The sequence below is a fragment of the Coriobacteriaceae bacterium genome, assembly GCA_025993015.1.
In the GTDB taxonomy this organism is placed as follows: Bacteria; Actinomycetota; Coriobacteriia; order Coriobacteriales; family Coriobacteriaceae; genus Collinsella.
Map to the genome: position 1 here is coordinate 285,141 of DAJPFV010000001.1, position 24,363 is coordinate 309,503.

The 24,363-nt window shown below is 59.3% G+C and carries 22 protein-coding genes; 9 read left to right on the forward strand and 13 right to left on the reverse strand.

Going from position 1 to position 24,363, the window contains the following annotated elements:
* Window positions 1-210: 210 nt before the first annotated feature.
* The 3 genes from OIL77_01265 to OIL77_01275 are packed head-to-tail and all read left to right on the forward strand — an operon-like array spanning window position 211 to window position 3,073.
* Entirely contained in the window at window positions 211-1,104 is an 894-nt protein-coding gene (locus OIL77_01265) for a hypothetical protein (protein ID HJI44057.1), read from the forward strand.
* Between the two features lie 54 nt (window positions 1,105-1,158).
* On the forward strand, window positions 1,159-1,776 hold the full coding sequence (locus OIL77_01270) for an ATP-dependent Clp protease proteolytic subunit (GenBank protein HJI44058.1): 618 nt from the start codon (window positions 1,159-1,161) through the stop codon (window positions 1,774-1,776).
* Entirely contained in the window at window positions 1,769-3,073 is a 1,305-nt protein-coding gene (locus tag OIL77_01275; GenBank protein ID HJI44059.1) for a type IV secretory system conjugative DNA transfer family protein, read from the forward strand. Before OIL77_01270 ends, OIL77_01275 begins: the two co-directional genes overlap by 8 nt.
* A gap of 141 nt (window positions 3,074-3,214) precedes the next feature.
* Here OIL77_01275 and pgi read toward each other — a convergent pair whose 3' ends face one another.
* Together pgi and OIL77_01285 are read right to left on the reverse strand one after the other, a co-directional pair.
* Window positions 3,215-4,909, reverse strand: coding sequence for a glucose-6-phosphate isomerase (gene pgi, locus OIL77_01280; protein ID HJI44060.1), 1,695 nt, complete (start codon window positions 4,907-4,909; stop codon window positions 3,215-3,217).
* A gap of 199 nt (window positions 4,910-5,108) precedes the next feature.
* The gene (locus OIL77_01285) at window positions 5,109-5,612 is read right to left on the reverse strand and encodes an iron-containing alcohol dehydrogenase (protein ID HJI44061.1); all 504 of its coding nucleotides are present in this window, start codon (window positions 5,610-5,612) and stop codon (window positions 5,109-5,111) included.
* Window positions 5,613-5,788: 176 nt separating this feature from the next.
* Between OIL77_01285 and OIL77_01290 the strand changes: the two genes are divergently transcribed.
* Together OIL77_01290 and OIL77_01295 are read left to right on the forward strand one after the other, a co-directional pair.
* Window positions 5,789-7,360, forward strand: coding sequence for a DNA repair protein (locus tag OIL77_01290; GenBank protein ID HJI44062.1), 1,572 nt, complete (start codon window positions 5,789-5,791; stop codon window positions 7,358-7,360).
* The gene (locus tag OIL77_01295; GenBank protein HJI44063.1) at window positions 7,353-7,778 is read left to right on the forward strand and encodes a hypothetical protein; all 426 of its coding nucleotides are present in this window, start codon (window positions 7,353-7,355) and stop codon (window positions 7,776-7,778) included. Before OIL77_01290 ends, OIL77_01295 begins: the two co-directional genes overlap by 8 nt.
* Here the strand turns inward: OIL77_01295 and OIL77_01300 are convergent.
* The gene (locus OIL77_01300) at window positions 7,775-9,310 is read right to left on the reverse strand and encodes a hypothetical protein (protein ID HJI44064.1); all 1,536 of its coding nucleotides are present in this window, start codon (window positions 9,308-9,310) and stop codon (window positions 7,775-7,777) included. The genes OIL77_01295 and OIL77_01300 overlap by 4 nt on opposite strands.
* Window positions 9,311-10,598: 1,288 nt before the next feature.
* A complete protein-coding gene (locus OIL77_01305) occupies window positions 10,599-10,982 on the reverse strand; it encodes a cation transporter (GenBank protein HJI44065.1) in 384 nt (127 codons plus the stop codon).
* Window positions 10,983-11,155: 173 nt separating this feature from the next.
* Between OIL77_01305 and OIL77_01310 the strand changes: the two genes are divergently transcribed.
* Window positions 11,156-11,860, forward strand: a complete 705-nt coding sequence (locus OIL77_01310) for a DUF3793 family protein (protein ID HJI44066.1) — start codon at window positions 11,156-11,158, stop codon at window positions 11,858-11,860.
* A gap of 46 nt (window positions 11,861-11,906) precedes the next feature.
* Window positions 11,907-12,326, forward strand: coding sequence for a flavodoxin (locus tag OIL77_01315; GenBank protein HJI44067.1), 420 nt, complete (start codon window positions 11,907-11,909; stop codon window positions 12,324-12,326).
* A 117-nt stretch (window positions 12,327-12,443) separates the two neighbouring features.
* Here OIL77_01315 and OIL77_01320 read toward each other — a convergent pair whose 3' ends face one another.
* The 6 genes from OIL77_01320 to OIL77_01345 form a co-directional block, all read right to left on the reverse strand.
* Window positions 12,444-13,196 (reverse strand): amino acid ABC transporter ATP-binding protein, encoded by a 753-nt coding sequence (locus tag OIL77_01320; GenBank protein ID HJI44068.1) that lies wholly within the window; start codon window positions 13,194-13,196, stop codon window positions 12,444-12,446.
* 12 nt (window positions 13,197-13,208) lie between these two features.
* Window positions 13,209-14,519: an amino acid ABC transporter permease gene (locus OIL77_01325; protein ID HJI44069.1), complete on the reverse strand. Its 1,311-nt coding sequence runs from the start codon at window positions 14,517-14,519 to the stop codon at window positions 13,209-13,211.
* A gap of 169 nt (window positions 14,520-14,688) precedes the next feature.
* Window positions 14,689-15,549: an ABC transporter substrate-binding protein gene (locus tag OIL77_01330; GenBank protein ID HJI44070.1), complete on the reverse strand. Its 861-nt coding sequence runs from the start codon at window positions 15,547-15,549 to the stop codon at window positions 14,689-14,691.
* Between the two features lie 147 nt (window positions 15,550-15,696).
* Window positions 15,697-16,563: a deoxyribonuclease IV gene (locus tag OIL77_01335; GenBank protein ID HJI44071.1), complete on the reverse strand. Its 867-nt coding sequence runs from the start codon at window positions 16,561-16,563 to the stop codon at window positions 15,697-15,699.
* A gap of 153 nt (window positions 16,564-16,716) precedes the next feature.
* Window positions 16,717-17,736, reverse strand: coding sequence for a Gfo/Idh/MocA family oxidoreductase (locus tag OIL77_01340; protein ID HJI44072.1), 1,020 nt, complete (start codon window positions 17,734-17,736; stop codon window positions 16,717-16,719).
* Window positions 17,737-17,826: 90 nt separating this feature from the next.
* Complete coding sequence (locus OIL77_01345) at window positions 17,827-19,134, reverse strand: aldo/keto reductase (protein ID HJI44073.1); 1,308 nt, start codon at window positions 19,132-19,134, stop codon at window positions 17,827-17,829.
* Between the two features lie 208 nt (window positions 19,135-19,342).
* On the opposite strand from OIL77_01345, the gene OIL77_01350 reads away from it, so the two are divergent.
* Complete coding sequence (locus tag OIL77_01350) at window positions 19,343-20,257, forward strand: 2-dehydropantoate 2-reductase (protein HJI44074.1); 915 nt, start codon at window positions 19,343-19,345, stop codon at window positions 20,255-20,257.
* A gap of 109 nt (window positions 20,258-20,366) precedes the next feature.
* Here the strand turns inward: OIL77_01350 and OIL77_01355 are convergent, their stop codons facing one another.
* The 3 genes from OIL77_01355 to OIL77_01365 form a co-directional block, all read right to left on the reverse strand.
* On the reverse strand, window positions 20,367-20,573 hold the full coding sequence (locus tag OIL77_01355; GenBank protein ID HJI44075.1) for a hypothetical protein: 207 nt from the start codon (window positions 20,571-20,573) through the stop codon (window positions 20,367-20,369).
* 189 nt (window positions 20,574-20,762) lie between these two features.
* Window positions 20,763-21,539 carry a hypothetical protein gene (locus tag OIL77_01360; protein ID HJI44076.1) on the reverse strand — a complete coding sequence of 259 codons (777 nt, stop codon included), beginning with the start codon at window positions 21,537-21,539 and terminating at the stop codon, window positions 20,763-20,765.
* A 312-nt stretch (window positions 21,540-21,851) separates the two neighbouring features.
* The gene (locus tag OIL77_01365) at window positions 21,852-23,162 is read right to left on the reverse strand and encodes an O-acetylhomoserine aminocarboxypropyltransferase/cysteine synthase (GenBank protein ID HJI44077.1); all 1,311 of its coding nucleotides are present in this window, start codon (window positions 23,160-23,162) and stop codon (window positions 21,852-21,854) included.
* Between the two features lie 273 nt (window positions 23,163-23,435).
* Between OIL77_01365 and OIL77_01370 the strand changes: the two genes are divergently transcribed.
* Window positions 23,436-24,338, forward strand: coding sequence for a LysR family transcriptional regulator (locus OIL77_01370; GenBank protein ID HJI44078.1), 903 nt, complete (start codon window positions 23,436-23,438; stop codon window positions 24,336-24,338).
* The last annotated feature ends 25 nt before the right edge of the window (window positions 24,339-24,363 follow it).

The window sequence follows — 24,363 nt, forward strand, 5'->3', positions numbered from 1 at the left end:
CGACAACTAAATAGCGGAGCAAGACCGCCCGAGGCGCTCGTTAACGCCAGTTGTTCCGTCTAAGCACGGAGCACGCCCATCAGCCGGCAAACGTTCCTCGAGCATATTGACCCCATAGCGCCCAATCCAGCACATCAAACTCGGCAAGCACATCACCAACGACACCCAGCACATTACTCGCAAGCAAGCACATCACAGATTGGAAACACCATGAACACCACCCATCTCCAAACTGCCGGCACCGTTCTCCAGGCTCGCATCGACCGCGCCCTGCACGGCGGCTACGACGCCAACTTCGCCGCCGCAACGATCGCGAACTTCGCCCTGCTGCCCATCGACGAAGCCCTGAGTAACCACGAGTTTTCGGCAAATCGATGCGCCGAGATCATGAACAATCCAGCCATCCACAAACTTACCGACCCTTACCTCGGGCCCCACGGCAAGACCAACGGCCCGTATACCATGGGCCATCTGGCGCACATGGTTACCGCACTCGACACTAAGCTTCGGCTCGAGATGGACGACGAGACGCGGATGACATTAATGGATCATCGATACGACCTACAAAACGCGCTGACGCTCCCCATTCACGACCTCGCCATGGGTCTCAACGCCTTGGAGGCACGGCACCAGCAGGCAAACTGCGGGCAAGATGACATGCAGGGCCCGCCCGGCATCATGGTGCTCGACCGCGAACGTTACAACCGCGCAACCGCCGGGTTTCAGGCCGGTCCTACCACGGTTCGCGCCCTTATCGACATGCTCCGCACACTCAGCCTCAACCGGCTCTTCGACGGCTATCGGGCACTGGCGCCTGTCGGCCTTCGCGCCCAAACGACCCGGATCATCGATATCCAGCAGCGACAGTTCAAGCGCTACCGCGACGATTGGGAGATGAGCCAAAGCATCGTTCACTTCTACCAGAAGTGCTACGACCCCAACAAGTTTCCCGACGACCTCGAACGCCGGTTGCACCTTGTCTATACCGCGCCCATTGCCACACTGCTACGGCTTGGCGCGTTCGACGAGGCGCTAGCTAAAGCCGGGAGCCATAAGGCAGCAACCGAGCTTGAACGCCGGCTCGAGTGTGCCTTTGAGCCCTAACGATAGGCACACGCAACGCTACCCCAACCTACCATCTTCCAGAAAGGAGTCCCCATGGACACCATCCAGCCCCCTATCATCAGCCCGCTCACGATGCGCGAATCGGCCCGCGGCATCACGCTCAGCTCCGTCTACGACGAGATGCTCGCACGCCGCGAGCTCTCCGTCGTGGGCGACATCAACAGCTCGATGGCCCACGACCTGTGCCAGCAGATCCGTCTGCTCGCGGCCACCGACCCCGCAGCCCCCATCACGATCTTTATCGCCAGCCCCGGCGGCAACGTACGAGCCGGCCTTGCCATCTACGACACCATGCGCCTCTCGCCCTGCCCCATCCACACCGTCTGCCTGGAGCTCGCCGCCTCCATGGGAGCAATCATCTTTATGGGCGGTGACGAGCGCCGTATGGCGCCCCATGCCGAGCTCATGATTCACGACCCGCTGATCCCCCAGGGAGCAGGCGGCTCGGCACTTGCGCTGCAGGAAACCAGCCGGCGTCTCATGCAGACCCGCAAGGCCCTGACGCAAATCCTGTCTGATCGCAGCGGCCTTTCGGCCAAGCGTATCCAAACACTCACGGCAAAGGATACGTACCTTTCGGCCGAGCGCGCCGTCGAGCTCGGCTTTGCCCACGAAATCCTCTCGACCACCAAGGAGGTCGCCCATGTCTAACCTCGCCAGCCGCCTCGCCGCATCTGAGTCCGCATTGTCCACCATCCTCGCCAAGGATCGAACGCTTTCCTGCGACACCCGCCAAACGGGACTCAACAACAATGCACTTGTGATCGGCCCCTCGGGAGCCGGCAAGACCCGAAACGTCCTCAAGCCCAACCTACTGCAAATGAACGCAAGCTACATCGTGCTCGACACCAAAGGCACGCTCTGTCGCGAAGTGGGACCCGTGCTGGCAGCCCACGGTTACCGCGTGCAATGTCTCAACTTCGCCGACCTCAACACCGTCCCGGCCCTTGCGCCCGGCATCGAGCGCTGCGGCTACAACCCCCTGAGGCACATTCGCCGCAAGGCGGACGGCAGGCCCAACCAGCAGGACATCCTCTCGGTGGCAAAGGCCATCTGCCCCATCGAGGACAACAACCAGCCTTTTTGGGATCATGCGGCGGCAAACCTGCTGTCGTGTCTTATCGCCTACGTCACCGAACAGCTACCCGCCGACGAGCAGACGATCAGCTCGGTCATCAAGCTGATCGAGCACCTGCAGGACGGTGCCACGGGTCGATTGTTTGACGACCTGATCACGACCGACCCCCAAAGCTATGCCCTCTCGCTATGGCGGCGCTACGCCATTACGCAAAATGCCGAGCGCATGCACGCGAGCATCGTCGGCATCCTTGCCGAAAAGGTCATGTGTCTGGGATTCGACGGTGCGGCACAGCTCTATCGTGAGTGCCATCAGGTGGACTTCGCTTCCATGGGACACACCCCCTGCGCCCTGTTTGTAACCGTGAGCGATATTGACCGCAATCTCGATCCGCTGACCGGCCTCTTTATTTCGCAGGCGTTTATGGGCCTCATTCGTGAGGCCGATAGGCAGCCCGACGGCAGCCTGCCCGTGCCCGTGCGCTTTATGCTCGATGACTTCGCAAATCTGCAGATCCCCCAGATCGACAACGTGCTCTCGATTATCCGAAGCCGCAACATCTGGGCAACGCTGCTATTGCAGTCGACCAATCAGCTCGATGCGCTCTATGGCGAGGCACGCGCACGCTCCATCATGGGCAACTGCGACACGCATCTGGTGCTGGCGTTCCAGGATCCCGAGAGCGCCCGGGTGTTTTCCGACCGCGCCGACGCACTGCCCAGCACGCTCATGGCGACGCCGATCGATCGCTCGTGGCTCTTTGTGCGCGGCCACACTCCCGAACAGGTCGAGCGCTTTAGGCTCGAAGACCATCCGCTCTACGGGGAGCTGCCCGAGGCGCAGCGAGGCCATGCGGAGACCGAGATCTAGGCGCAGGGTTCTCGCAGCGCGCGGCGCCCCGGCGATGTTTCACAAAGGCCGTGCGCCCCGGGACCACGGCAAAGCAAAGGGGCCCGCATCCGATAGGATACGGGCCCCTGACTATAAGGCGCGATGCGTTAACAGCAGCGACTACTTGCGGTGAGCGCGGTAGAACTCGATGAGCGCCTGGGTCGAAGCGTCCTGCTCGGCCTTGGCAGCGTCGTCGTGGAAGGCCGGAGTAATCTGCTTGGCAAGCTGCTTGCCCAGCTCAACGCCCCACTGGTCATAGGAGTCGATGCCCCAGACCGTGCCCTCGACAAACGTGATGTGCTCGTACAGGGCGATGAGCTCGCCGAGTGCAAATGGGGTCAGTGTGTCGCCGAAGATCGAGGTCGTCGGACGGTTGCCCTCAAAGCAGCGGGCCGGGACGATCTGCTCGGGCGTACCCTCGGCACGAACCTCGTCGGCTGTCTTGCCAAAGGCGAGTGCCTTGGTCTGGGCAAGGAAGTTGCCCAGGAACAGCTCGTGCACGTCCTGACCGCTATCGGTCGCAGGGTTGGCGGTATTGGCGAAGGCGATGAAGTCGGCCGGAACCACCACAGTGCCCTGGTGCAGCAGCTGGTAGAAGGCATGCTGGCCGTTGGTGCCGGGCTCGCCCCAGAAGATCTCGCCGGTATCGGAGGTCACAGCGCTGCCGTCCCAGCGGACGTGCTTGCCGTTGGACTCCATGGTGAGCTGCTGCAGGTAGGCCGGGAAGCGGTGCAGATACTGGCAGTACGGAAGCACGGCGTGGCTCTTGGAGCCGAAGAAGTTGACGTACCAGACGTTGAGCAGGCCCATCAGCGCGACGGCGTTGCTCTCGAGCGGCGTGTTGCAGAAGTACTCGTCGATGGCATGGAAGCCCTCGAGGAACTGCTGGAAGCGCTCGGGGCCGAGCACGACGATCAGCGACAGGCCCACGGCGGAGTCGACAGAATAGCGGCCGCCAACCCAGTTCCAGAAGCCGAAGGCGTTGGCGGGGTCGATACCGAAGGCCTCAACCTTCTCGAGTGCGGTGGAAACGGCGACGAAGTGCTTTGCCACAGCCTCGGCGTTCTGCTCCTCGGAGCCGTCGATGGCACCCTGAGCCTTGAGCTGCTCGAGCATCCAGGTCTTGACCTCGCGAGCGTTGGTGAGGGTCTCGAGCGTGGTGAAGGTCTTGGAGACGATAATCACGAGCGTGGTCTCGGGATCGAGGCCCTTGAGCTTCTCTGCCTGATCGTTGGGGTCGATGTTGGAGATATAGCGGCAGTCGATACCGGCGTCGGCGTAGGGACGCAGAGCCTCGTAGGCCATGACCGGGCCCAGATCGGAGCCACCGATGCCGATGGACACCAGGTGCTCGATCCTCTTGCCGGTTACGCCCTTCCACTCACCGGAGCGAACGCGCTCGGCGAAGGCATACATGCGGTCGAGGACCTCGTGCACGTCGGCGACGACATCCTGGCCGTCAACGATGAGCTGGCCCTTCTCGCTTGCCGGACGGCGAAGCGCGGTGTGCAGAACAGCGCGGTCCTCGGTGGTGTTGATGTGCTCGCCGGAGAACATGGCGTCGCGGCGCTCCTCGAGCTTCACCTCGCGGGCAAGATCGCACAGCAGCTTGACGGTCTCATCGGTCACCAGGTTCTTGGACAGGTCAAAGTGCAGGTCACCAGCGTCAAAGCTCAGCTTGTTCACACGCTCGGGATCGGCAGCGAACCAGGCCTTGAGGTCGATGCCCTCGGCCTCGAGCTTCTCCTGATGGGCCTCGAGCGCCTTCCAAGCGGCGGTCGACGTAACGTCGATAGGTGCGGCAACAGTTGCCATAAAGTCCTCCTCAGCATACGGGCGCATACCTCCATGCGCCCGGATAATCAGATGCCCCTATTCTAGCGCAGGTCAAGACCGTAATCAGCGAGCGTTGCCAATCCGCCCCCAAACGGCGACCGACCAAAAAGGGACAGGTTTATTTTGGCAGGTCAAACGCTTTACCTACCAAAATTAACCTGTCCCTTCCTGGCAGGTACTAGGCCGCGGCGCACACGCTGCCGAGCAACTCACGCAAGGGAGTGCCGATGCCCTCCAGCAGCTCGGGTGCGATAATGGCAAAAACGGGAACCTCGCCGGCTCCCACGACGGCAGGCACTTTTCCCTCGGAGACGATGCACCCGTAGGGAACAAAGCCGTCCTCGCCGGTATCGAGCACAGCCATGCGACGAGCGAGTTCGCGCGCAAAGCTCGCCGTATCGGCATCGCCGATCGCCAGGACAAAGTCCACGCCTTCGTCGGTCGCCAGGGCCACGGCTTCGTCGATCAGCTCGTCTCCCCCGTCGCTCTCAACCGAGTCGCAGCGAAAAAGCACGCGTTCGAGCAGGGCGCGATCGAGCGAGCCGAGTGCCGCCGAGACGAGCTCATCACGCGTATGCTTGTCACCGCCCAACACGACCAGCGCCTTGGTGCCACCGTAGTGAGCGACCAATCGTCCGCACCAGCGAGCCACGTCCCCATCCGCAACAAGGCGTGTCGGCATACCAAACCCATAATTGACCATCTTTCCCACAACCCTTCCGTGCGTATAGGCGGTATCAATCGTTAGGCTCATGCTAAGAAGCGAGGTTTTCCGAGCTGTTTCACGCTCTTTAGAGCTGCGTTAAAACCCGATCCAACCGCACGACCATACCCACCAAAAAGGGACAGGTTTTGACGATGTCCGGACGAGCGGGTATTATCGAACAAGTATTCGATAAGAACATGTGTTTGATGGGAGGACGCGTGGGGCACGAGCGTCACACCTATATCTGCATCGACCTCAAGACGTTTTACGCTAGCGTCGAGTGCGTCGACCGCGGGCTCGATCCGCTCACCACCAACCTGGTCGTTGCCGACGAATCGCGCGGGCGCACGACCATCTGCCTCGCCATTACCCAGGCCATGAAAGACCTCGGAATCCATAACCGCTGTCGCCTGTTCGAGATTCCCGACGGCATCGACTACATCAAGGCTGTACCGCGCATGCAGCACTACATGGAGGTGTCGGCGCAGATCTACGGTATCTACCTGGAATACGTCAGTCCGCAAGACGTTCACGTCTACTCAATTGACGAGTGCTTTATCGACGTGACACCCTATCTGGACCTCTATCACACCGATGCGGAAGGCTTCGCCTGCATGTTGCGCGACGAGGTCCTGGCGCGCACCGGCATCACGGCGACGGTCGGCATCGGCCCCAACCTATTCCAGGCCAAAGTTGCACTCGATATCACCGCCAAGCACGTACCCAGCCGCATCGGCATACTCGACGATGAGACCTTTCGCAAGGAAATCTGGCCCCATCGTCCCATCACCGATATCTGGGGCATCGGCCCCGGCGTGGCAGCACGACTCGAAAAATACGGCGTCTACGATCTGATGGGCGTCGCGGCGCTCGACGAAAACCTGCTTTACGACGAGCTCGGCGTCAATGCCGAGTATCTCATCGACCACGCCTTCGGACGCGAGCCGACAACCATCGCCGATATCCAAGCCTATCGCCCGCAAGCAACTTCGACCACCACAGGACAGGTGCTCTCGAAGGGCTATGCCTACGAGCAGGCCTACACCGTCTTGCGCGAGATGGTCGACAACGCCGTGTTGGACTTGATCGATAAGCACGTGGTCTGCGACAGCATCTCGCTCTTTGTGGGCTACGCGAGCGAGCGCGCCGACATACGCAGGCTTGATGCCAGCGGTACTGCACAATATGTGGACGGATGCGGACACCTGCGCTCGAGTACGTCGAGCATCGAACCCACCGCAACCGCCGGCCCCGAGCTCGCGCCCCGTGCTCCCAAGCCCGTCCAGCGCGATGACGAACGGCGCCGCCTGGTGCGCGAAGCGCAGGCAATCGATGGCATCTTTGTGGGAGAGCATGGTGGCAAACCGCGTGGTGGCTATGCCGCGCTCTTTGCGCACTCCAACGCCTCGCGCAAGCTGCCCGAGCGTACCAATTCGTTTAAGAAGATCATGGGCTATTTCGATGAGCTCTGGGCGCAGACTGTCGATCCCAAACGACCGGTCAAGCGCATCAACCTGGGCTTTAGCAATCTTGTGCCCGAGGAATTTGCCACCATCGATCTGTTCAGCGATATCGAGACCGATGAGCGCGAGCGCGACCTGGCGCGCGCCGTCCTGGCCGTGAAAGGCAAGTACGGCAAGAACGCGCTCGTCAAGGGATTAAGCTTTACCGCCGGCGCCACCGCGCGCGAGCGCAACGATCAAGTTGGAGGACACCGTGCCTAAACCCAAACAACAGCCCATGCGCCCGCCGTCTGCCTTCGAGCGCCTGGCGGACCCCGAGGGCAGACGCCGCGCAGCCGACCCCAACCTCACTGCCAACGGTGCCGTGCGCGCCAACCGCGCCGCACAGTTTATGCCCTTTGCCGCCCTCACGGGATACTACGAACTCGTGCGCAAGCAGGAAATCACAGTCGAGCAAAAACGTGAGCTCACGGAAGAAAAAGCCCTCGAGCTTTCGCAAAAGCTCGAGGGCCTCAAACGCGGCGACTTGGTGCGCGTCACCTATTACGATACGTACGGCTATCGTAGCCGCACGGGCATTCTCGACGAAGCGTTACCCGCATTCAAGCTGCTCAAACTCAGGGATATCGCCATCAACTTCGACGATATCCAGGACATTGAGCTACGCGGACGAGCCTAGCGACGAGAACGCTTGCGCAAGACGAGAGCAATGCCAAGCACTGCGGCAGCTGCAACCAGCAATCCCAAGACCAGCGTGAGGGTCGAGTCGCCAGCGCGAGGCAGCGAGCCGTCCTTCGGAGTCTTCTTAGCGGTCGTCGTGACGGTGGTCGTGGTGCTGCTCGACTGGTCGTTGCCACCCGTCTGGCTGCCGCCAGGCTGATCGCCGCCACCCGGCTGCGAAGGATCGGTGGGTTCCGTCGGATCCGGAGTACCGGGATCAACCGGATTCTCCGAATTCTCCTTGCGCTGGATCCAGACCTGGCAACCATAGAACGGGTTGGCGGTACCAAGGCACAGACCCTGGTTGGTCACCGCAAAGGTGCGCAGACCATGGTTATACGGATCGTTAAAGCCATTGGTCGTCAGCGTCGTAAAGTTCACGCCGTCCTCGGTCACATACATATCAAAGCCGCGCTCGGCATCGCGCAGGTAACACATGCACGTAAGGACACTCTGCAACTTCTTGAGGTTCTCCTCGCTCAGCAGCTTATCGAGCGCATCCTGAATATCGCTCGGCAGCTCGGTGCCATAGGCATCCTCGTACTGCTGCTTAAGGCTCTCATAGCTATCGAGCATGTCCTGATACTGGTCGGCAAAGGACTTGAAGTACGCGATCTCGCCATCGATCTTCTGGACATAAGCGGCGTCGTCCTCAAAGTCCTGGGACATCGTCGCGGCCTGATCGCAAAGACCGCCCGCGGCATCCTCCAGCGCATCGCTCAGATCGCCAAAGCCCTTAGCAACCTCGGTCTTCTCGTCATCGACATCGACGGCCTTGTTTGAATCATCAACCTCAGCAGCTTCGTTCGAATCATCGACCTCGACGGCCTCGTTTGAATCATCGTCCGCAAGCGTGTTCACGGGAACGATGGGGTCGTCAGGCGATTTCTTGTCGAGCAGGTGATTGAGCAGGTCCCTAAGGCGCTGAACCTGAGAGTCCCACTCCTCGGGCGTCATATCGATAATGTCGCCATTGGAGAACTGGCCGATCGGCTCAAGCAGGCTCGCGGTATCAAAGGTACCGATATACAGCTTGCCGTCGAACTTCTGCATGCGCCAAATGTACTGGTTCTCGTTTCGGCCAAAGCCCGAAGTCAGGCCGGAAATACCGCCCTCGGGGAACATGTCGGTGCGATCGCCAACGACGAGCTCCATGTTCTCGTCCTTGTCCATGCGATAGATGTTAACCGACTGCTCAAGATTGGCATTCACAAACGAGCAGTCAACGCCACCCATGCTGCTCTTGCCGCCCTCTTCGGTGTTGGATTTGTTGAACAGGATGCGCTCGAGGGCAATCTCCTCGTCGTTGTATTCACCGATATAGAGGTAGTCGTTGTAGACGATGAGGTTGGCAGCGCCAGAACGGGTACGGGCAGGATCGATGCCAAAGCAGTACTTTGCACCGTCCGTCTTCTGATCGCCGACAATGGGAGTCCACGAATAACTGCCGTCGGCATTCTTGTCGCCACGGACCATGGCAAACGACTGCATGGAATTATCATCGGGAGCGTTCTCGGGCGTACCGGTGCAGATGGTCGCATAGAGATGGCCATTGTACGAGACCATATCCCAAATGGCGCCGCCGTAGATGCTGTCCTGATAGCGAATCGCCGGATAGCCAAACAGCGTCTCCGAGTTGGCAATCTCGGTGAAGCTGCCTGGCCCTTCGAGGGGTCAGACGACGTCAGGATTGTCGACACAAAATTACCGTTCGCGTCTTTACCCACATTACTGATGACGAGCTGGCCATCATGGACGCACATGCCGCGGATACCGGTAGAAATGCCCTGCTTGTAGGCAGCACCGTAATCCTGCATGCTCGAAAGGCCCTGATAGACAACTTTGTACTCATCCGTCTTAGGATCGATCTCGTATACAGCAGGCAGGCCGCCTTTGCCGTCATTGGTCCTGACGCTGCCGCAGAAATAGAGCTTACCCTTATAGCTCACGGCATTGCGGAACAAAGGAGCGACGCCGTTGAGCGATTCAGAGAGTAGCAGCTTGGTCTCACCGGTCTTGGTATTGATCTTGACCAAGATGCCGCCGCTGTCCTTGTCGGCCGTGCCGTCCTCCTTCTGCTGTCCATAGAAGAAGGTACCGTTAAACATGGCCTCCAGCGTCAGGCGCATGGTTTCGACATCAAAGGAATCGCCCAGCGTGCTGTTCATGAGCGTCAGCGTGTTGCCCATCGCCGCATAGCAGGTGCCCACATAAAGCCAGTCACCATAGCTCGCAGCCGCCCAAGTGTAGCTCTGGCCGCGATCGCCTTCGTTGTTGGCCGTATTACCATCGGCGCCCGGAACGGCAACGGCACCGTTACCCTGGTAGTCGACGATGCCATCCGGCTGCGACGTTCCTACCGTAGGATGCGAGAGCTTCTCAAAGGAATACCCATTTCCCGCATTGTAGGTAACGGCACCCGATGCGTCTTCGGCGTGCGCCGGCAGCGGCGATACCAAGATAGCGGCAAGCGCTGCCACCAAGCCAAGTGTTCCCACTCGTCTCATAAGGTTATAGCCTCCCCTGTCCTAAAGCCCAGTTTTAGCATTCTTCATTTCTGTCCACGGTTAATTGCAATCTGAGCACAGCAATAATCAGTGTATAAATATACACCTGTAATTTTTTGGACGGGTTCATAGATGCTCGATTGGTAGCGAATTCCGCGCAAACCGTCACCAAACTCCACTTTTGCCGCATCTAAAGGTTATTTTTGCGCAAATTTTTGGATGCCGATAGTCACAATGGGCAGGAGGCTGGTACCCACCGGAGAGGGCAACGCCTACATTTTCATAACGTAATAGCCCGCACCCCTCACTGCCGTCTCGAGTGTGTCGCGATCAACCGGGCGCTTCGAGCGCACGCGTGCCGTGTGGTCCGCGTACGTTACCGTAGCCCACACGCCATCAAGCGCATTGAGGGCATTCGTCACATTCCGGGCGCAGCCGTCGCAACTCATGCCGCCGATAAGGAGTTCCTCACGATAGGGGTAGTGGGACTCGTCGGTGTCTGCCACCACAACCTTTTTGGCCTTCTTGCCGCTCGCACCATCGCTGCAGCAACTCTTCCCGTGTGTCGAAGCGGCAATGCGACGCAGTCCAAAAAACATGCCGACGGCAATGACGGTCAGCACGATGAGATTCGCAGGGTTGAGCAAGTCACTCATGCGTTCCCCTTTCAGTAGCACTATCTAGATACCCCCATGGGGTGTCCCCATCTTAACCCAAAATCATGTCCGTTCGGTCAATTAGTTTTCCTCTTCAAACTTTTTTGTTGACCATGGCTTACTTTCGTGTATAAGTTTTCCTAGGCTAACAGTTTAGATCCGTAAGGAGCGACGTGACTCGAACCATAGACATCCCAACGTTTCAGGCAGCAGTCGTGCGCAACTGCTCCCCCACGCTCGCGGGCATCAAGCCGGCATCGCTCTTTACCTATCCAGGCACCTACGCCCACGGGGACGGCTCGACCGCAACAGAAACCATCGCAGAACGCCGAGCACGCCTGCTCAACGTTATCGCCCAGTGCAACCGCGAGCTTGACCCGCTTGGCATCCACCTGAGTGTTTTGGTCTGGCGGCCCTGCGGAGCGCTCGTGTACGTGTACCGAGCCAAAAGCCTCACCACCTATTTCGCGGACCCTCGCGCCAAAACGGCGCTCGCCTCGGAAGGCTACGACACGAGAGACCTTTCGACATGCCTTGTGCATTTGGCATCACGCATCACGCTCGCGAGTAATAACGTCGCGGAATGCGCCTGTAGCCAGACTCGATGCGCACTACCCCAGCAAGCTAGCTGCAGCAACGACTGCACCTGCGAGTTTCCGCACGAAATAGGCTACTTCCTAGGATATCCCTACGACGACGTGCACGAGTTTATCGTCCAGCGCGGCGAGAACTATAAGGTCTTTGGGGCCTGGAAGGTCTACGCAAATGTCGAGCAGGCACTTGCGACGTTTGATGCCTACCGCGCCTGCACCCAATACTTCACCTTTGTCTATCAGCAGGGCTACAGCTTGGCGCAACTTGCCCAGGCAACCCGATAGAACATAGAAGCCGTGGCAACCTGCCGCACAACTGAAAGGACTCAACATGAGCAAGATCGCCGTCGTCTACTGGAGCGGCACGGGCAACACCGAGGCCATGGCAAACCTCGTTGCCGAAGGTGCAACCGATGCCGGCGCCGAGGCAGAGGTCATCTCCTGCGCCGACTTCTCCGCAGACAAGGCCGCTGGCTATGACGCTATCGCCTTCGGCTGCCCCGCCATGGGTTCCGAGGAGCTTGAATATGATGAGTTCCAGCCCATGTGGGATGAGGTCAAGGAGACCCTCGGCGACAAGAAGGTCGTCCTCTTTGGCTCTTATTCGTGGGCCGAGGGCGAATGGATGGACAACTGGAAGGCGGACGCCGACGAGGAGGGCGTCAACGTCGTCGATTCCGTCATCTGCTACGACGCCCCCGATGATGAGAGCGAAGCGGCCTGCCGCGCCCTTGGAGCCGAGCTCGCCTAGCGGCAATGAGCTCCGCCCGCAACGCGCATTGCAACAAAACACATTCGCGTCCCAACAAAAACGGGAGCCGGATCACATCCGGCTCCCGTTTTCTGCTATGTCAGTCATATAAAGCGGCTACGAGATATTGCCCAAGAACGCCTTGGTGCGCTCGCTCTTGGGGTGGTCGAAGACCTCGCTCGGCGTACCCTCTTCCACAATGACGCCGCCGTCCATAAAGACGACGCGGTCGGCGACATCGCGGGCAAAGCCCATCTCGTGCGTCACGACGATCATGGTCATACCGTCGTGCGCCAGGTCGCGCATGACGCCCAGAACGTCGCGCACGAGCTCAGGGTCGAGCGCCGAGGTGGCCTCGTCAAAGAGCATCACGTGCGGGTTCATCGACAGGGCGCGGGCGATGGCCACGCGCTGCTGCTGGCCGCCCGAGAGCTGGCTCGGCATAAAGTCGATGCGCTCGGCCAGGCCGACCTTGGTCAGCTCCTCGACGGCGATCTTCTCGGCCTCTTCCTTGCTGCGCTTGAGCACCTTTTGCTGCGCAAGCATGACGTTCTTTTTGACCGACAGGTGCGGGAACAGGTTGAACTGCTGAAACACCATGCCCAGGTGCGTGCGCACTTTGTTGAGGTCGACGCCCTTGGCACACACATCCACGCCCTCGACGACAATCGAGCCGCTCGTGGGATGCTCCAGGCGATTGATGCAGCGAAGCATCGTCGACTTGCCCGAGCCTGAGGGGCCCAAGACCACAACGACCTCACCCTTGTGCACATCCAGATCGATATCGCGCAGGACCACGTTGTCCCCAAAGGCCTTCTGGAGGTTCTTGATGCTGACGACGACCTCGTTCGAGTTATTGGTTTCGCTCATGATAGGACCTCCTTACAGACCGGCGATGTGATCGGCGGGCGTCGCGACAACCTGTCCGGCGCTCTTGGCGGGACGCTTCTTCTTGGTCTCGGCCGTGCCCAAAAGCCTCGCCTCAAGACCGCTCACCAAGCGAGCGAGCGGCAGGGTGATGACCAGATAGAACAGGGCGGCAACCACGTACGGTGTAATGGAGCCCGTCGTGGCCACGATGGTACGGGCGTTCATGACGATCTCGACCACACCCACGGCGGCAAGCAGCGACGTATCCTTGTAAAGCAAGATAAACTCGCTGGTCAGCGTAGGCAAAACATTACGGAACGTCTGCGGAATCATGACATAGAGCAGCGTCTGGAACGCGTTCATGCCCAGCGAACGCGCAGCCTCGTTTTGGCCCTTGGGGATCGATTGAATACCGGCACGGAAGATCTCACATAGGTACGCAGACGAGTTCATGGCCATGACGATAACGCCAAGCACGTAGTCATCAACCTTGACGCCGGCCAACGGCAGACCGAAGAACGCGATATAGATCTGCAGGAACGCCGGCGTACCGCGGATGATATTCACATAGATACCGGCGAGGCAGCGCAGGATGCGCGACTTGGAGATGCGCATGAGCGACAAGGCAAAGCCAAAGGGAATTGCCAGCGGAAACGCCACAAGCACGATCGAGAGCGACATAAGGAAGCCCTTAAAGACGATCGGCAGGCTTTGGACCAAAATGACTGGGTTTAAGAACAGGCGCAGGAACATATTGGAGTTCCAGGCCTCGACCCACGGCTGCTCCTTAAGATCGGCCAGGAAGTTATCGAATGCCGTCACGCCCTTGATCTCCACCGACGGAATCTTGGAGATCTTCTTGGTCGAGCCATCGGCCAAAGTGCAGGTGCCGCTAAAGGCCTCATCGCCGCCCTCGACGGGGAAGGTCACGCCGTAAACCTCGACACGGAAAAAGCCGCCGGCAGGCGCCGTCTCGCCAAAGTCGATCTTGAGCGTCTGGCCGTCAGCCTTGCACGTGGGCTTCATGGGCGTACGATCCATGAGGTCCTCGCCCGAGAGCATCGTCAATCGCGTGTCATCGGTACCAAACGTCGTGCCGTCGACAAACGTCAGCGAAAGACCGCTCAGCTCCTCGTCGGCATCGGCCTGGACCTCCCAGGTAATGCGCGTCTCGGTACCGCCGACCACAGCGCTGCCCGAACCAGTGTTGGGTCGGGCGGTAATCTTTGCGGTCTCAAGCGCCTGGGCGGTCGTGGGCGCATATGCCCCTGCGCACACCAGCGCGAGCGCCACGGCCATGGCGCAGGCTAGCTTTTGGAGCAAGGCGGGCAGTGGAAAACGCTGCTCCGCGGCCCCTTTGTTCAGTCGAGACAAGGTGGCTCCTATCGTAGAAGTTGCCGGCAAAACGAGACGGAAATACTCTCCGTCAAGAGAAGCGCAAAGGCCCTCTCCGCCAAAACGGAAAGGGCCCGCGAGCAATCAAGTAGCTATTTTACTTGATGTTGTACTTAGCCATGAGGGCGTCAATGGTACCGTCGTCGGTCAGGTCCTTGATGGCCTGGTTGATGTCTTCCTTGAGCTTGGTGTTACCCTGGTTGATGGCGATGGCGTACTCCTCGCCGGTGCTGATCTGCTTAATGGTCTGGCAGGTGTTGAACTGCTCGGCGGTCAGCTGGCTGGCAACGGAGCGGTTGGTGACTACGGCGTCGCCCTTATCGGACTGCAGGGCGCTGAAGCACTCGGTAGCGTCCTTGTAGGGGACGATCTTGGCCTTGGGGAAGTTCTCCTGGGCAAAAGACTCGGCGGTCGAGCCAGACTGAACGATGATGGTAGCGTCGGCGTTGTTGAGCTTCTCGCTGTAGTTGTCGGCCGTGATGTCGGTGTTATCGACCTTGGTCACGATAGCCTGATCGTCCATGTAGTAGGAATCGGAGAAAGTGACTTCCTTCTCACGCTCGGGCGTGTCGGTGATAGCCGCGATGGAGACGTCGTACTTGGCGCCCGAAGCGACACCCGGAACCAGCGTGTCAAAGTCATTGTTGACGTACTCGACATCCAGGCCCAGCTTGTCACCGATAGCCTTGATGAGCTCAAGGTCAAAGCCCTGGTAGTCGCCGTTGTCATCCTTGTACTCAAACGGCGCGTACTCGGCAGAGGTGCCGACGGTCAGCGTGCCGTCCTTGACGAGCGCGTACTCCTTGGAGCCGTCGACCTTCTCGACCTTAGCGTCGTCAGAGCTGCTGGAACCGGCATCAGAACCAGAGGTGGCGTTGGACGAACCGCAGCCCGTCAGAGCAAGGGCGAGCGCCATAGCACCCGTGGCGGCAAATGCGCCAAGCTTCTTCAGCTTCATAATCAGTCTCCTTCCGGTGACCTCGTTTGATTCAGAGGTCTGCAAAAACTGTTGGCTATTATGCACCCGGAATTACGAATCTGCAATGAGAAAACTGATTGAAACAAACCCATAACGTGAATGGAATACTCTACTTTGTGACAGTCATTACTGCTGCAATGACCTTAATAGTCTAATTTCAGCTGCATAACCTGCAAGTTCGTTCGGAGTCTCCAAAATAAACGGCAGCGAACGCAAGTGGCCATTCGATACAATATTCTGTATAACCTGCATACCGCCGCCAAACTCTTCACCACCCAGGTAGCCCTTACCGATGCACTCGTGGCGGTCCTTATGGGCGCCGCAGGGATTCTTGGAGTCATTGATGTGTACGGCGCGCAGGCGCTCGATACCCACCACACGATCGAACTCGTCAAGCACACCGTCAAGATCGTGGACGATGTCATAGCCGGCGTCATTCACATGGCAGGTGTCTAGGCAAACGCCCAGCTTGGCCGACAGCTCGGGGCGTTTGCCGGCAACACCCTCAATGATGAGCGCCAGTTCCTCAAAGCTGCGGCCCACCTCGGTGCCCTTGCCCGACATGGTCTCGAGCAGCACCGTCGTCTGCTGGCCCTCAAACATCACCTGACACAGGGCGTCGACAATCATCTGAATGCCGGCGTCGGAGCCCTGCCCCACATGCGCACCGGGATGGAAGTTGTAGTAGTTGCCGGGCAGCGCCTCCATGCGCCGCAGGTCCTCTGCCATAGCCTCCAAGGCGAACTCGCGCGCCCGCTCTTTGGCAGAACAGGGGTTGTAGGTATACGGGGCATGCGCCACCAGCGGTCCAAAGTCGTTTTGCGACATAAGCTCGCGCAGAGCCGCCACGTCATCCATGTCAAGTTCTTTTGCCTTGCCACCGCGCGGGTTGCGCGTAAAGAACGCAAAGGTATTGGCGCCAATGGACAACGCCGTCTCCCCCATTGCCCGATAGCCCTTCGTCGTCGAAAGATGACACCCGATCGTCAGCATCTCCAGCTCCCTCCTCATCAGTTGCGGTGAAATACGGTCTATTGGTGCCCTATTTTGGCGCAAACAGACCGTATTCCACCGCAAGTTATAAAAGGGGCATCAGGGGCAAAGGCCTCCAAGGCATTCCAGGCGCTGGCGCCATGCCCCCACGCACTAAAGTTTCAAGCGAATCGCATCGATAATGCGCGCGCAGCGCTGCGTGGCGGCAAGGGGCATGACGGGACTCTCGAGTTTCCCCGCCCGGATGAGCTGGGTCGCATGCTGGATTTCGCCGTAGAAATCATCGATCTCAAACGGGGCATTTATTTCGAGCGTTCGACCGTCGGAATACTTCACATGGGCGAGCTCGGGGCGATGGAGACGCTCGATTTCCAACGAGCCTCGCTCACAGACAATCGTTAAGCGGCTTTCATATGTTGCTTTGCCGTCGCACACCATATGAATGGGTATACCGCCGACGCTCATACGGATCTCGTCGGCCCAATCGACGCGGCCGCCTGATACGTCACGCCAGCGAACTTCACGGGATGAAACCTCGCACGCGCCCGCGAGCAAATCCTCAAACCAACCGACCGCATAGCAGCCCATGTCATATAGACAGCCGCCCTGCAACGAATCAAGCAGATAGCCCGAAGGAGGCTCGCCGTAATCGAGCTTTTGCACGCTTTCAATCGAGACAATACGGCCAAGCTCACCCGACGCAAGCAAGTCCTTCACGCGAGTGCGCATCGGGCAAAACCGATTCTTCATCGCCTCCATAAACAGCACGCCGCGCTCACGAGAGGTGGAGGCAATCGAGAGAGCCTCTTCCTCACTCAAAACGGCCGGCTTTTCGCACAGCACGGCCTTTCCCGCGCGCAGTGCCCGACAGACCCAATGCGCATGCATGCCATGTGGAAGAGCCAAGTAGATTGCGTCGACATCGGGGTCGGCAATCAGCGCATCATAAGCCACATCGCCGCTATCGTCAGCCGTGGCATAACTGTGCGCGGCATCAATCGAAAACGCCCTGCAAAACTCCTCAACATGCGAAGGAGTGCGGCCGGCGGCAGCCACAAGCCGTGCCCCGTCCACCTCCTTGAGCGACGATGCAAATCGATGCGAAATGTGTCCAGCGCCCAAAACGCCCCAACAAACCTCACGCAAATCATCACATGAATCCCGATGACCCACGACAGCCCCCTTCAGTTGCGGTGAAATAGTTCCTGTTTGGCCCCTATTCTGCCGCAAACAGGAACTATTCCACCGCAAGTTATAAAAGGGTCATGAGGAGCGCGTTTTGCCGAAGGCCTTAAGCACCGCCGTCACGGGACCAGGCTGGAAACGTCGGCGCACATCGTCGAGACGCTCGGGAATATCGATGTGCTGTGGGCAGTGGCGCGCGCATTTGCCGCACTTGACGCAATTGCTCACGAGCTTGGGCTCGCTCGTGCGCACCGCACTCGCCGTAAAGTATTGCGACAGCCCCGTAAACCAGCTGTGCGCATAGCTCGCGTTGTAGGCGGCAAAGCAGCCGGGAATGTTGATACCCTTGGGGCATGGCATGCAGTAGCCGCATCCCGTGCAGGGCACACGGTTCGATTTCTCAAACTCCATCAACACGCGCGCAATCGTGTCGAGCTGGTTGGCAGTCATCGAATTCGGCAACGCGAGGTCTGCCAGTGACGAATTCTCATCCACCTGCGCGATATCGGTCATACCCGAAAGCAGCATCGTCACCTGAGGATGATTCCACACCCACGAAAGACCCCAGGCGGCAGGAGTGCGCAAATGCGGGTCACGGGCACTATCGAGCACAGCGCGGGCCCGTGGCGGCAGCTTGCCCGCTAAACGCCCGCCCAGCAGCGGCTCCATCACAAACACCGCGAGCCCGCGCTCCGCAGCCGCCATGAGTCCTGCCGTTCCCGCTTGGTAACGCTCGCCGGCATAGTTGTACTGTATCTGGCAAAAATCCCAGTCATATGCGTCAAGCATCGTCAGGAAATCCACCGCGCTGCCGTGGTACGAAAAACCAATCTGGCGAATGCGCCCCGCCGCCTTTTGACACGCGATCCAGTCCTCAATGCCCAATGCCACCACACGTTCCCACTGGGCGGGCGAGGTAATGTTATGCATGAGGTAATAGTCGATATGGTCGGTCCGCAGGCGCCGCAGTTGCTCATCGAAGAACCGGTCGAAATCCTCCGCGCACTTGCACGAAGCATGCGGCAACTTGGTCGCCAGCAACACCCGGTCACGCAGCCCCAAGCGCTCAAGCGAGGCGCCCACGCACGCCTCGTTACCGGGATAGAGATACGCGGTGTCCAGATAATTAATCCCCTGCTCCACCGCACGGGAAATGATGGCATCGGCTGTCTTCGCATCCGGACGTCCCGGCGCACCGGGAAACCTCATGCAGCCCAGACCCAACGCCGAGATACGGTTGCCGCTTTTGGGGTCAACGCGATATTGCACGGCCCCTCCCTTCGCCATCAGCGCCCCGGCAAGGCGAAACACAATGGTCACGCAGCCGAAACATCGTGGAATCGCAATCGAGAACGTATCGTAACGCAGCAGAAATCGAGCTGTCACGGCACCGCTTTAACATCAGCAAAAAGCCCGATGAAAGGAGCCGGACATGACCACGCGCATGTCTTTGCGGTCTGCCCTGCAGCGTAGCGTCCAGGCAAACGTTTCTTTTTTATAACAGCCGCCCCGCGCACCCACCAATCACCCTGGCAGCATACAATCCATCAGGCGCCCCTTACGCGGGCGCCTTTTACATGGGGAGATGATTCACATGCAGATCAACAAGGTCGCCTTTATCGGCAAGGGCGGCGTCGGCCTGCTCTACGGCAGCATGATCGCCCGGGCGCTCGGCAACGACGCCGTCGAATACATCATGGATGACACCCGTTTTGAGCGTCACGCGGGCGATGCGCTCACTGTCAACGGCAAGCCCTGCGATCTCACGTCCGTCCGCGCCAGCGAGGCGACGCCCGCCGATCTGGTCATCCTGACAGTCAAGACCACCGGTCTCGACCAAGCACTCAAGACTATGGAGCGCGTCGTGGGACCCAACACGCTCATCGCCTCGCTATGCAACGGCATTACGAGCGAGCAAAAGATTGCCGAACGCTTTGGCTGGGAGCATACCGTTCTTGGTATCTGCCAGGGCATGGACGCCGTGTTCCTCAACGGCGCGCTCACCTTTACCAATGCGGGCGAGATCCGCTTTGGCGCGGCGGCCGGCACGGACCCCGCGACCGTCGCCGCTATCGACGGGCTCTACACGCGCTGCGGCATCGCCCATACCGTCGAGGACGACATCGCTCACCGCATGTGGGCCAAACTCATGCTCAACGACGGCATCAACCAGACCTGCATGGCCTACGGCGGGACCTACGGAAGCGCCACGGAGCCGGGCTCCGAGCAGCGTCGCTGCTTTGTTTCCGCCATGCGCGAAACGCTTGCGGTCGCCAACGCCGAGGGCGTTGAGCTGACCGAGGCAGACCTGACGCAAATGGTGCACCTCATCGAGGGAATCGACCCCGCCGGTATGCCCTCAATGGCTCAAGACCGCATCGCAAGGCGCAAAACCGAGGTTGATGAGTTCGCGGGCACCATCTGCCGGCTCGCAGCCAAACACGATATCCAGGCACCGCAAAACGAGTGGCTCTATCGGCGCATCCGCGATATCGAGAAAAACTGGTAGCGCCAACTCGCCGCATTCAACAGCCTTAACAGCAAAACCGCCGCAAGGGAACCTTTCCCCTGCGGCGGCCTTCATCTTCGTCTACGATCGGCGGCCGATCTCACAACAGTTAGCGTTGCGACCCCGGCACCTCGTCCTCATCGTCGCGACAAAGGACTACGCCCGCACTTCCCAGCAGCGCGGCCGCGATCAACACGCCAACCACGATAGAGGCAGCCTCACAAGACCCCTGCATGCCCGCGACGAGCGCGGCCGTGGGACCAAGGCAGCCAAGCATCAACGCGACGGCGGCAACGGCGATATCTCGAGCATTCACAAGACCACTTCCTCCAAGAGAAAGACCTTATTTCTCAAGAACCAGTGTGCCCCGCATCCATACGCCCAGCGTACCGCCACGGTAAGGGCTCTGTTAACTCGAACGCACATAAAGAACGGGCGGCTTTACGTTGCCTAAAAGCTCAGCAAAGACGCCCGCCCATCATGTGCCAATTTTCCTTATGGCAGATTACCAACCGGTATAGTAGTCGGTAGTTCCGGCGGCGCAGCCGGAGTCATAGACCTTGCACTCGCCCTTGGAGCCCGTAAAGGTCGAGCCCTGGGCCATATCGCCCGCGGCAACAACGTAATAGCCGTCGGAATCGCGCCAGAAGCCCTCAGAATCCTGAGTCCATTCGCCCGTGCGATAGTGATAAAGCACATTGCTGCTGTAATAGGTCTCGCGGCGCCCGTTGTAGTTATTGACACCCGCAGAGCGCGTCAGGCCCGATTCGTTCGCGTAGGACGCGGCAGACGCGTAGGACGGAGTGAAACCGGCGTTGTAGTACGAAGCCTGGGTGGCCTCGGCAGCCTCCGCCTCGGCGGCGGCCGCCTCGAGCGCTTCGCGCTTGGCATCCTCAAGCGCGGTGCGCAGCTCATCGAGCTCGGTCGACTTGGCGTCGACCTCCCCCATCGTCAACAGGCTGCCCGCACCGTCGATGCAACCCTGCAACACAGCGCGCTCGTCATCGGTAGCATAGTCGCCATACATATTCATAATGATCTGAGCACGCATCTCAAGGGAATCGCGCTTGGCCTCCATCGAGGCGTTCCACTCCTGCATGGAACCATAACCATCGCCGCGATAGTCAACGGGCTGTACCAGCGTCGTCTCGGACGGCGTAGATCCAACCGTATCGGACAGTGTTGCGGCGTGGGCATCAGTTGCACCAGCGCCCGCCAAAAGTGCCACGGCCAGAGCGGCGGAAAGGGCGGCGGCTTTCGGTTTTCGTGAATCGATCCTCATGTAGCTGGAAACCTCCGTAGTGCGTTTTTGCTGCGTTTGAGCTGCGTGTGATTCGATTGCGCTGCATAGTACCCCGAGCAAATCGCGACCTGCGGTTTTACTCAAAAGGCGCACGTCAATTGCGTAAAACTCACATCCTCTCAACAGGAGTTTTCCACAACTCGAATGCATAAAGCGTGTCAAAAACCCTGTTTTTGCACCCTCTCTATGCAAAAAAGGCGCCTGTGCAACCATTGTTCGCACAGGCGCCTTGAGCAGGCATTTTATGCAGTTATACCTATCGAGTCGCAAGGGGTCCTTGCACAAGTCGCTTTACTCGTCCAGCGCGGCGAAGGCCTGCTTCAGGTCCCAAATGATATCCTCGGCGTTCTCGGTACCGATGGAAAGACGGATCGTGGAGGGCGTGATGTTCTGCTCGGCGAGCTCCTCGGCAGACAGCTGGGAGTGCGTGGTGGTAGCCGGGTGCACGACGAGCGACTTGACGTCGGCCACGTTGGCGAGCAGCGAGAACACCTGCAGATGATCGATGAACTTCCAAGCTGCCTCCTGGCCACCCTTAATCTCAAAGGTAAAGATCGAGGCACCGCCGTTGGGGAAGTACTTCTGATAGAGCTCGTGATCGGGGTGCTCGGGCAGGCTCGGGTGGTTCACCTTGGCGACGTGGCTGTCACCAGCCAGGAACTCAACGACCTTCTTGGTGTTCTCAACATGACGGTCAACGCGCAGCGACAGAGTCTCGGTGCCCTGGAGCAGGACCCAGGCGTTGAACGGGCTGATGCAGGCGCCCTCGTCACGCAGCAGGATAGCGCGGACATAGGTTGCGAAGGCGGCGGGAACGGCAGCCTCGGCAAACGAAACGCCGTGGTAGGAGGGGTTGGGCTCGGCGATCTGGGCGTACTTTCCGCTCGCCTTCCAATCGAAGTTACCGCCGTCGACGATCACACCGCCCAGCGAGGTGCCGTGGCCGCCGATGAACTTGGTTGCGGAGTGGACGACGATGTTGGCACCATGCTCCAGCGGACGGAACAGATACGGGGTGCCGAAGGTGTTGTCGACGACAACCGGCAGACCGTGCTTCTTGGCGATCTCGGAGATGGCGTCGATGTTGGGGATGTCGGAGTTGGGGTTGCCGAGCGTCTCGAGATAGACGACCGTGGTGTTGTCCTTGATGGCGCCCTCGACCTCGTCCAGGTTGTGGGCATCGACGAAGGTGGTCTCGACGCCAAACTGGGAGAGTGTATGCTCCAGCAGGTTGTAGGAGCCACCGTAGATGGTCTTCTGAGCCACCACGTGGTCACCGGCCTGGGCAAGAGCCTGCAGAGTATAGGTGATGGCAGCAGCACCGGAGGCGACGGCGAGACCTGCCACGCCACCCTCGAGCGCGGCGATACGGTCCTCGAAGACGCCCTGGGTGGAGTTGGTCAGACGGCCGTAGATGTTACCAGCATCGGCAAGACCAAAGCGGTCGGCGGCGTGCTGGGAGTTGCGGAACACATAGCTCGTGGTCTGGTAGATAGGCACGGCGCGGGAGTCGGATGCGGGATCGGCGCTCTCCTGGCCAACGTGAAGCTGCAGGGTATCGAAACCAAAGGTGTGCTCGGGGTTGTTGATGAACTGGCTCATGATGATCTCCTTGATCGAACAAAAGTAAATAAATTAGAGAGAAGTAAGTCGCTGTCTCCTGATCACGCCGACGAGCGCAAACAGGAGCCCGGCATTCGTCTTGGTAAGCAATTCATATGCGGGCCTCCTTTCGCATCCCGGTTCCGTGGTCGGTTTAATTACCTACCGCCTTTGTGTGTTTTGAATAGTACGAGCATTGTTTCGCTCGGTCAATCACTTAAAAGCGCTAATCTGTTATCGGTTTTATAGATAGCAATCGAAAGGATGGCATCGATGACCCTTCAGCAGCTTCGTTTTCTGATTGCCGTGGCAGAGTCCGGCTCAATCAACGCCGCAGCTCAGCGCCTCTATACCGCTCAGTCCAACATCTCAAACGCCGTCAAAAGCCTGGAACAGGAGCTCCACCTGGAGATCTTTACGCGCTCCAGCCGCGGCGTCACCCTCACCAACGACGGCACCGAGCTTTTGGGCTATGCGCACCAGGTCGTAGAGCAGGCCGACATGCTCGAGGCGCGCTACGAGGACGGCGGTACCCCGCAAGCCCGCCTCGCCATTTCCGCCCAGCACTACGCCTTTTCGGTCGAGGCCTTTGTCAACGTGGTCGAGCGCTGCCGCGACAGCAAGTTCGAGTTCATCATGCGCGAGACCACCACATCGCAGATCATCGATGACGTCCGCGCGTTTCGCAGCGACATCGGCATCCTCTATCTGGACGACTTTAACGCCCGCGTTCTGCAGAAGGCTTTTGCCGATGCGCGCGCGAGCTTCCATCCCCTATTCGACGCGACGGTCCACGTCTTCGTTAGCGAGCGCCACCCGCTTGCCCGCCGCCCGCAGCTGTCCCTTGCCGACCTCACACCCTATACGCGCTACAGCTTTGAGCAAGGCACCTCGAACTCCTTCTATTACGCCGAGGAACCTTTTAGCTATATCCCTTGCGACCGCAACATACGAATCTCGGACCGCGGAACACTTACTAACTTACTTATCACGTCAAACGGTTACACCCTGTCGACCGGTGTCCTCTCCAATGAAATGCAATGGGGTATGGCATCGATCCCGTTAGCAGACGCCCCAACGATGCACGTAGGCTATATCATGCACGACGAGCGCAAGCCCTCTCCCCTCTTGCAGCAATACCTCGACGAGCTCAACCGCATCATCCATGCCAACTAACTGTCGGAAGACGGGGTAGAAATCG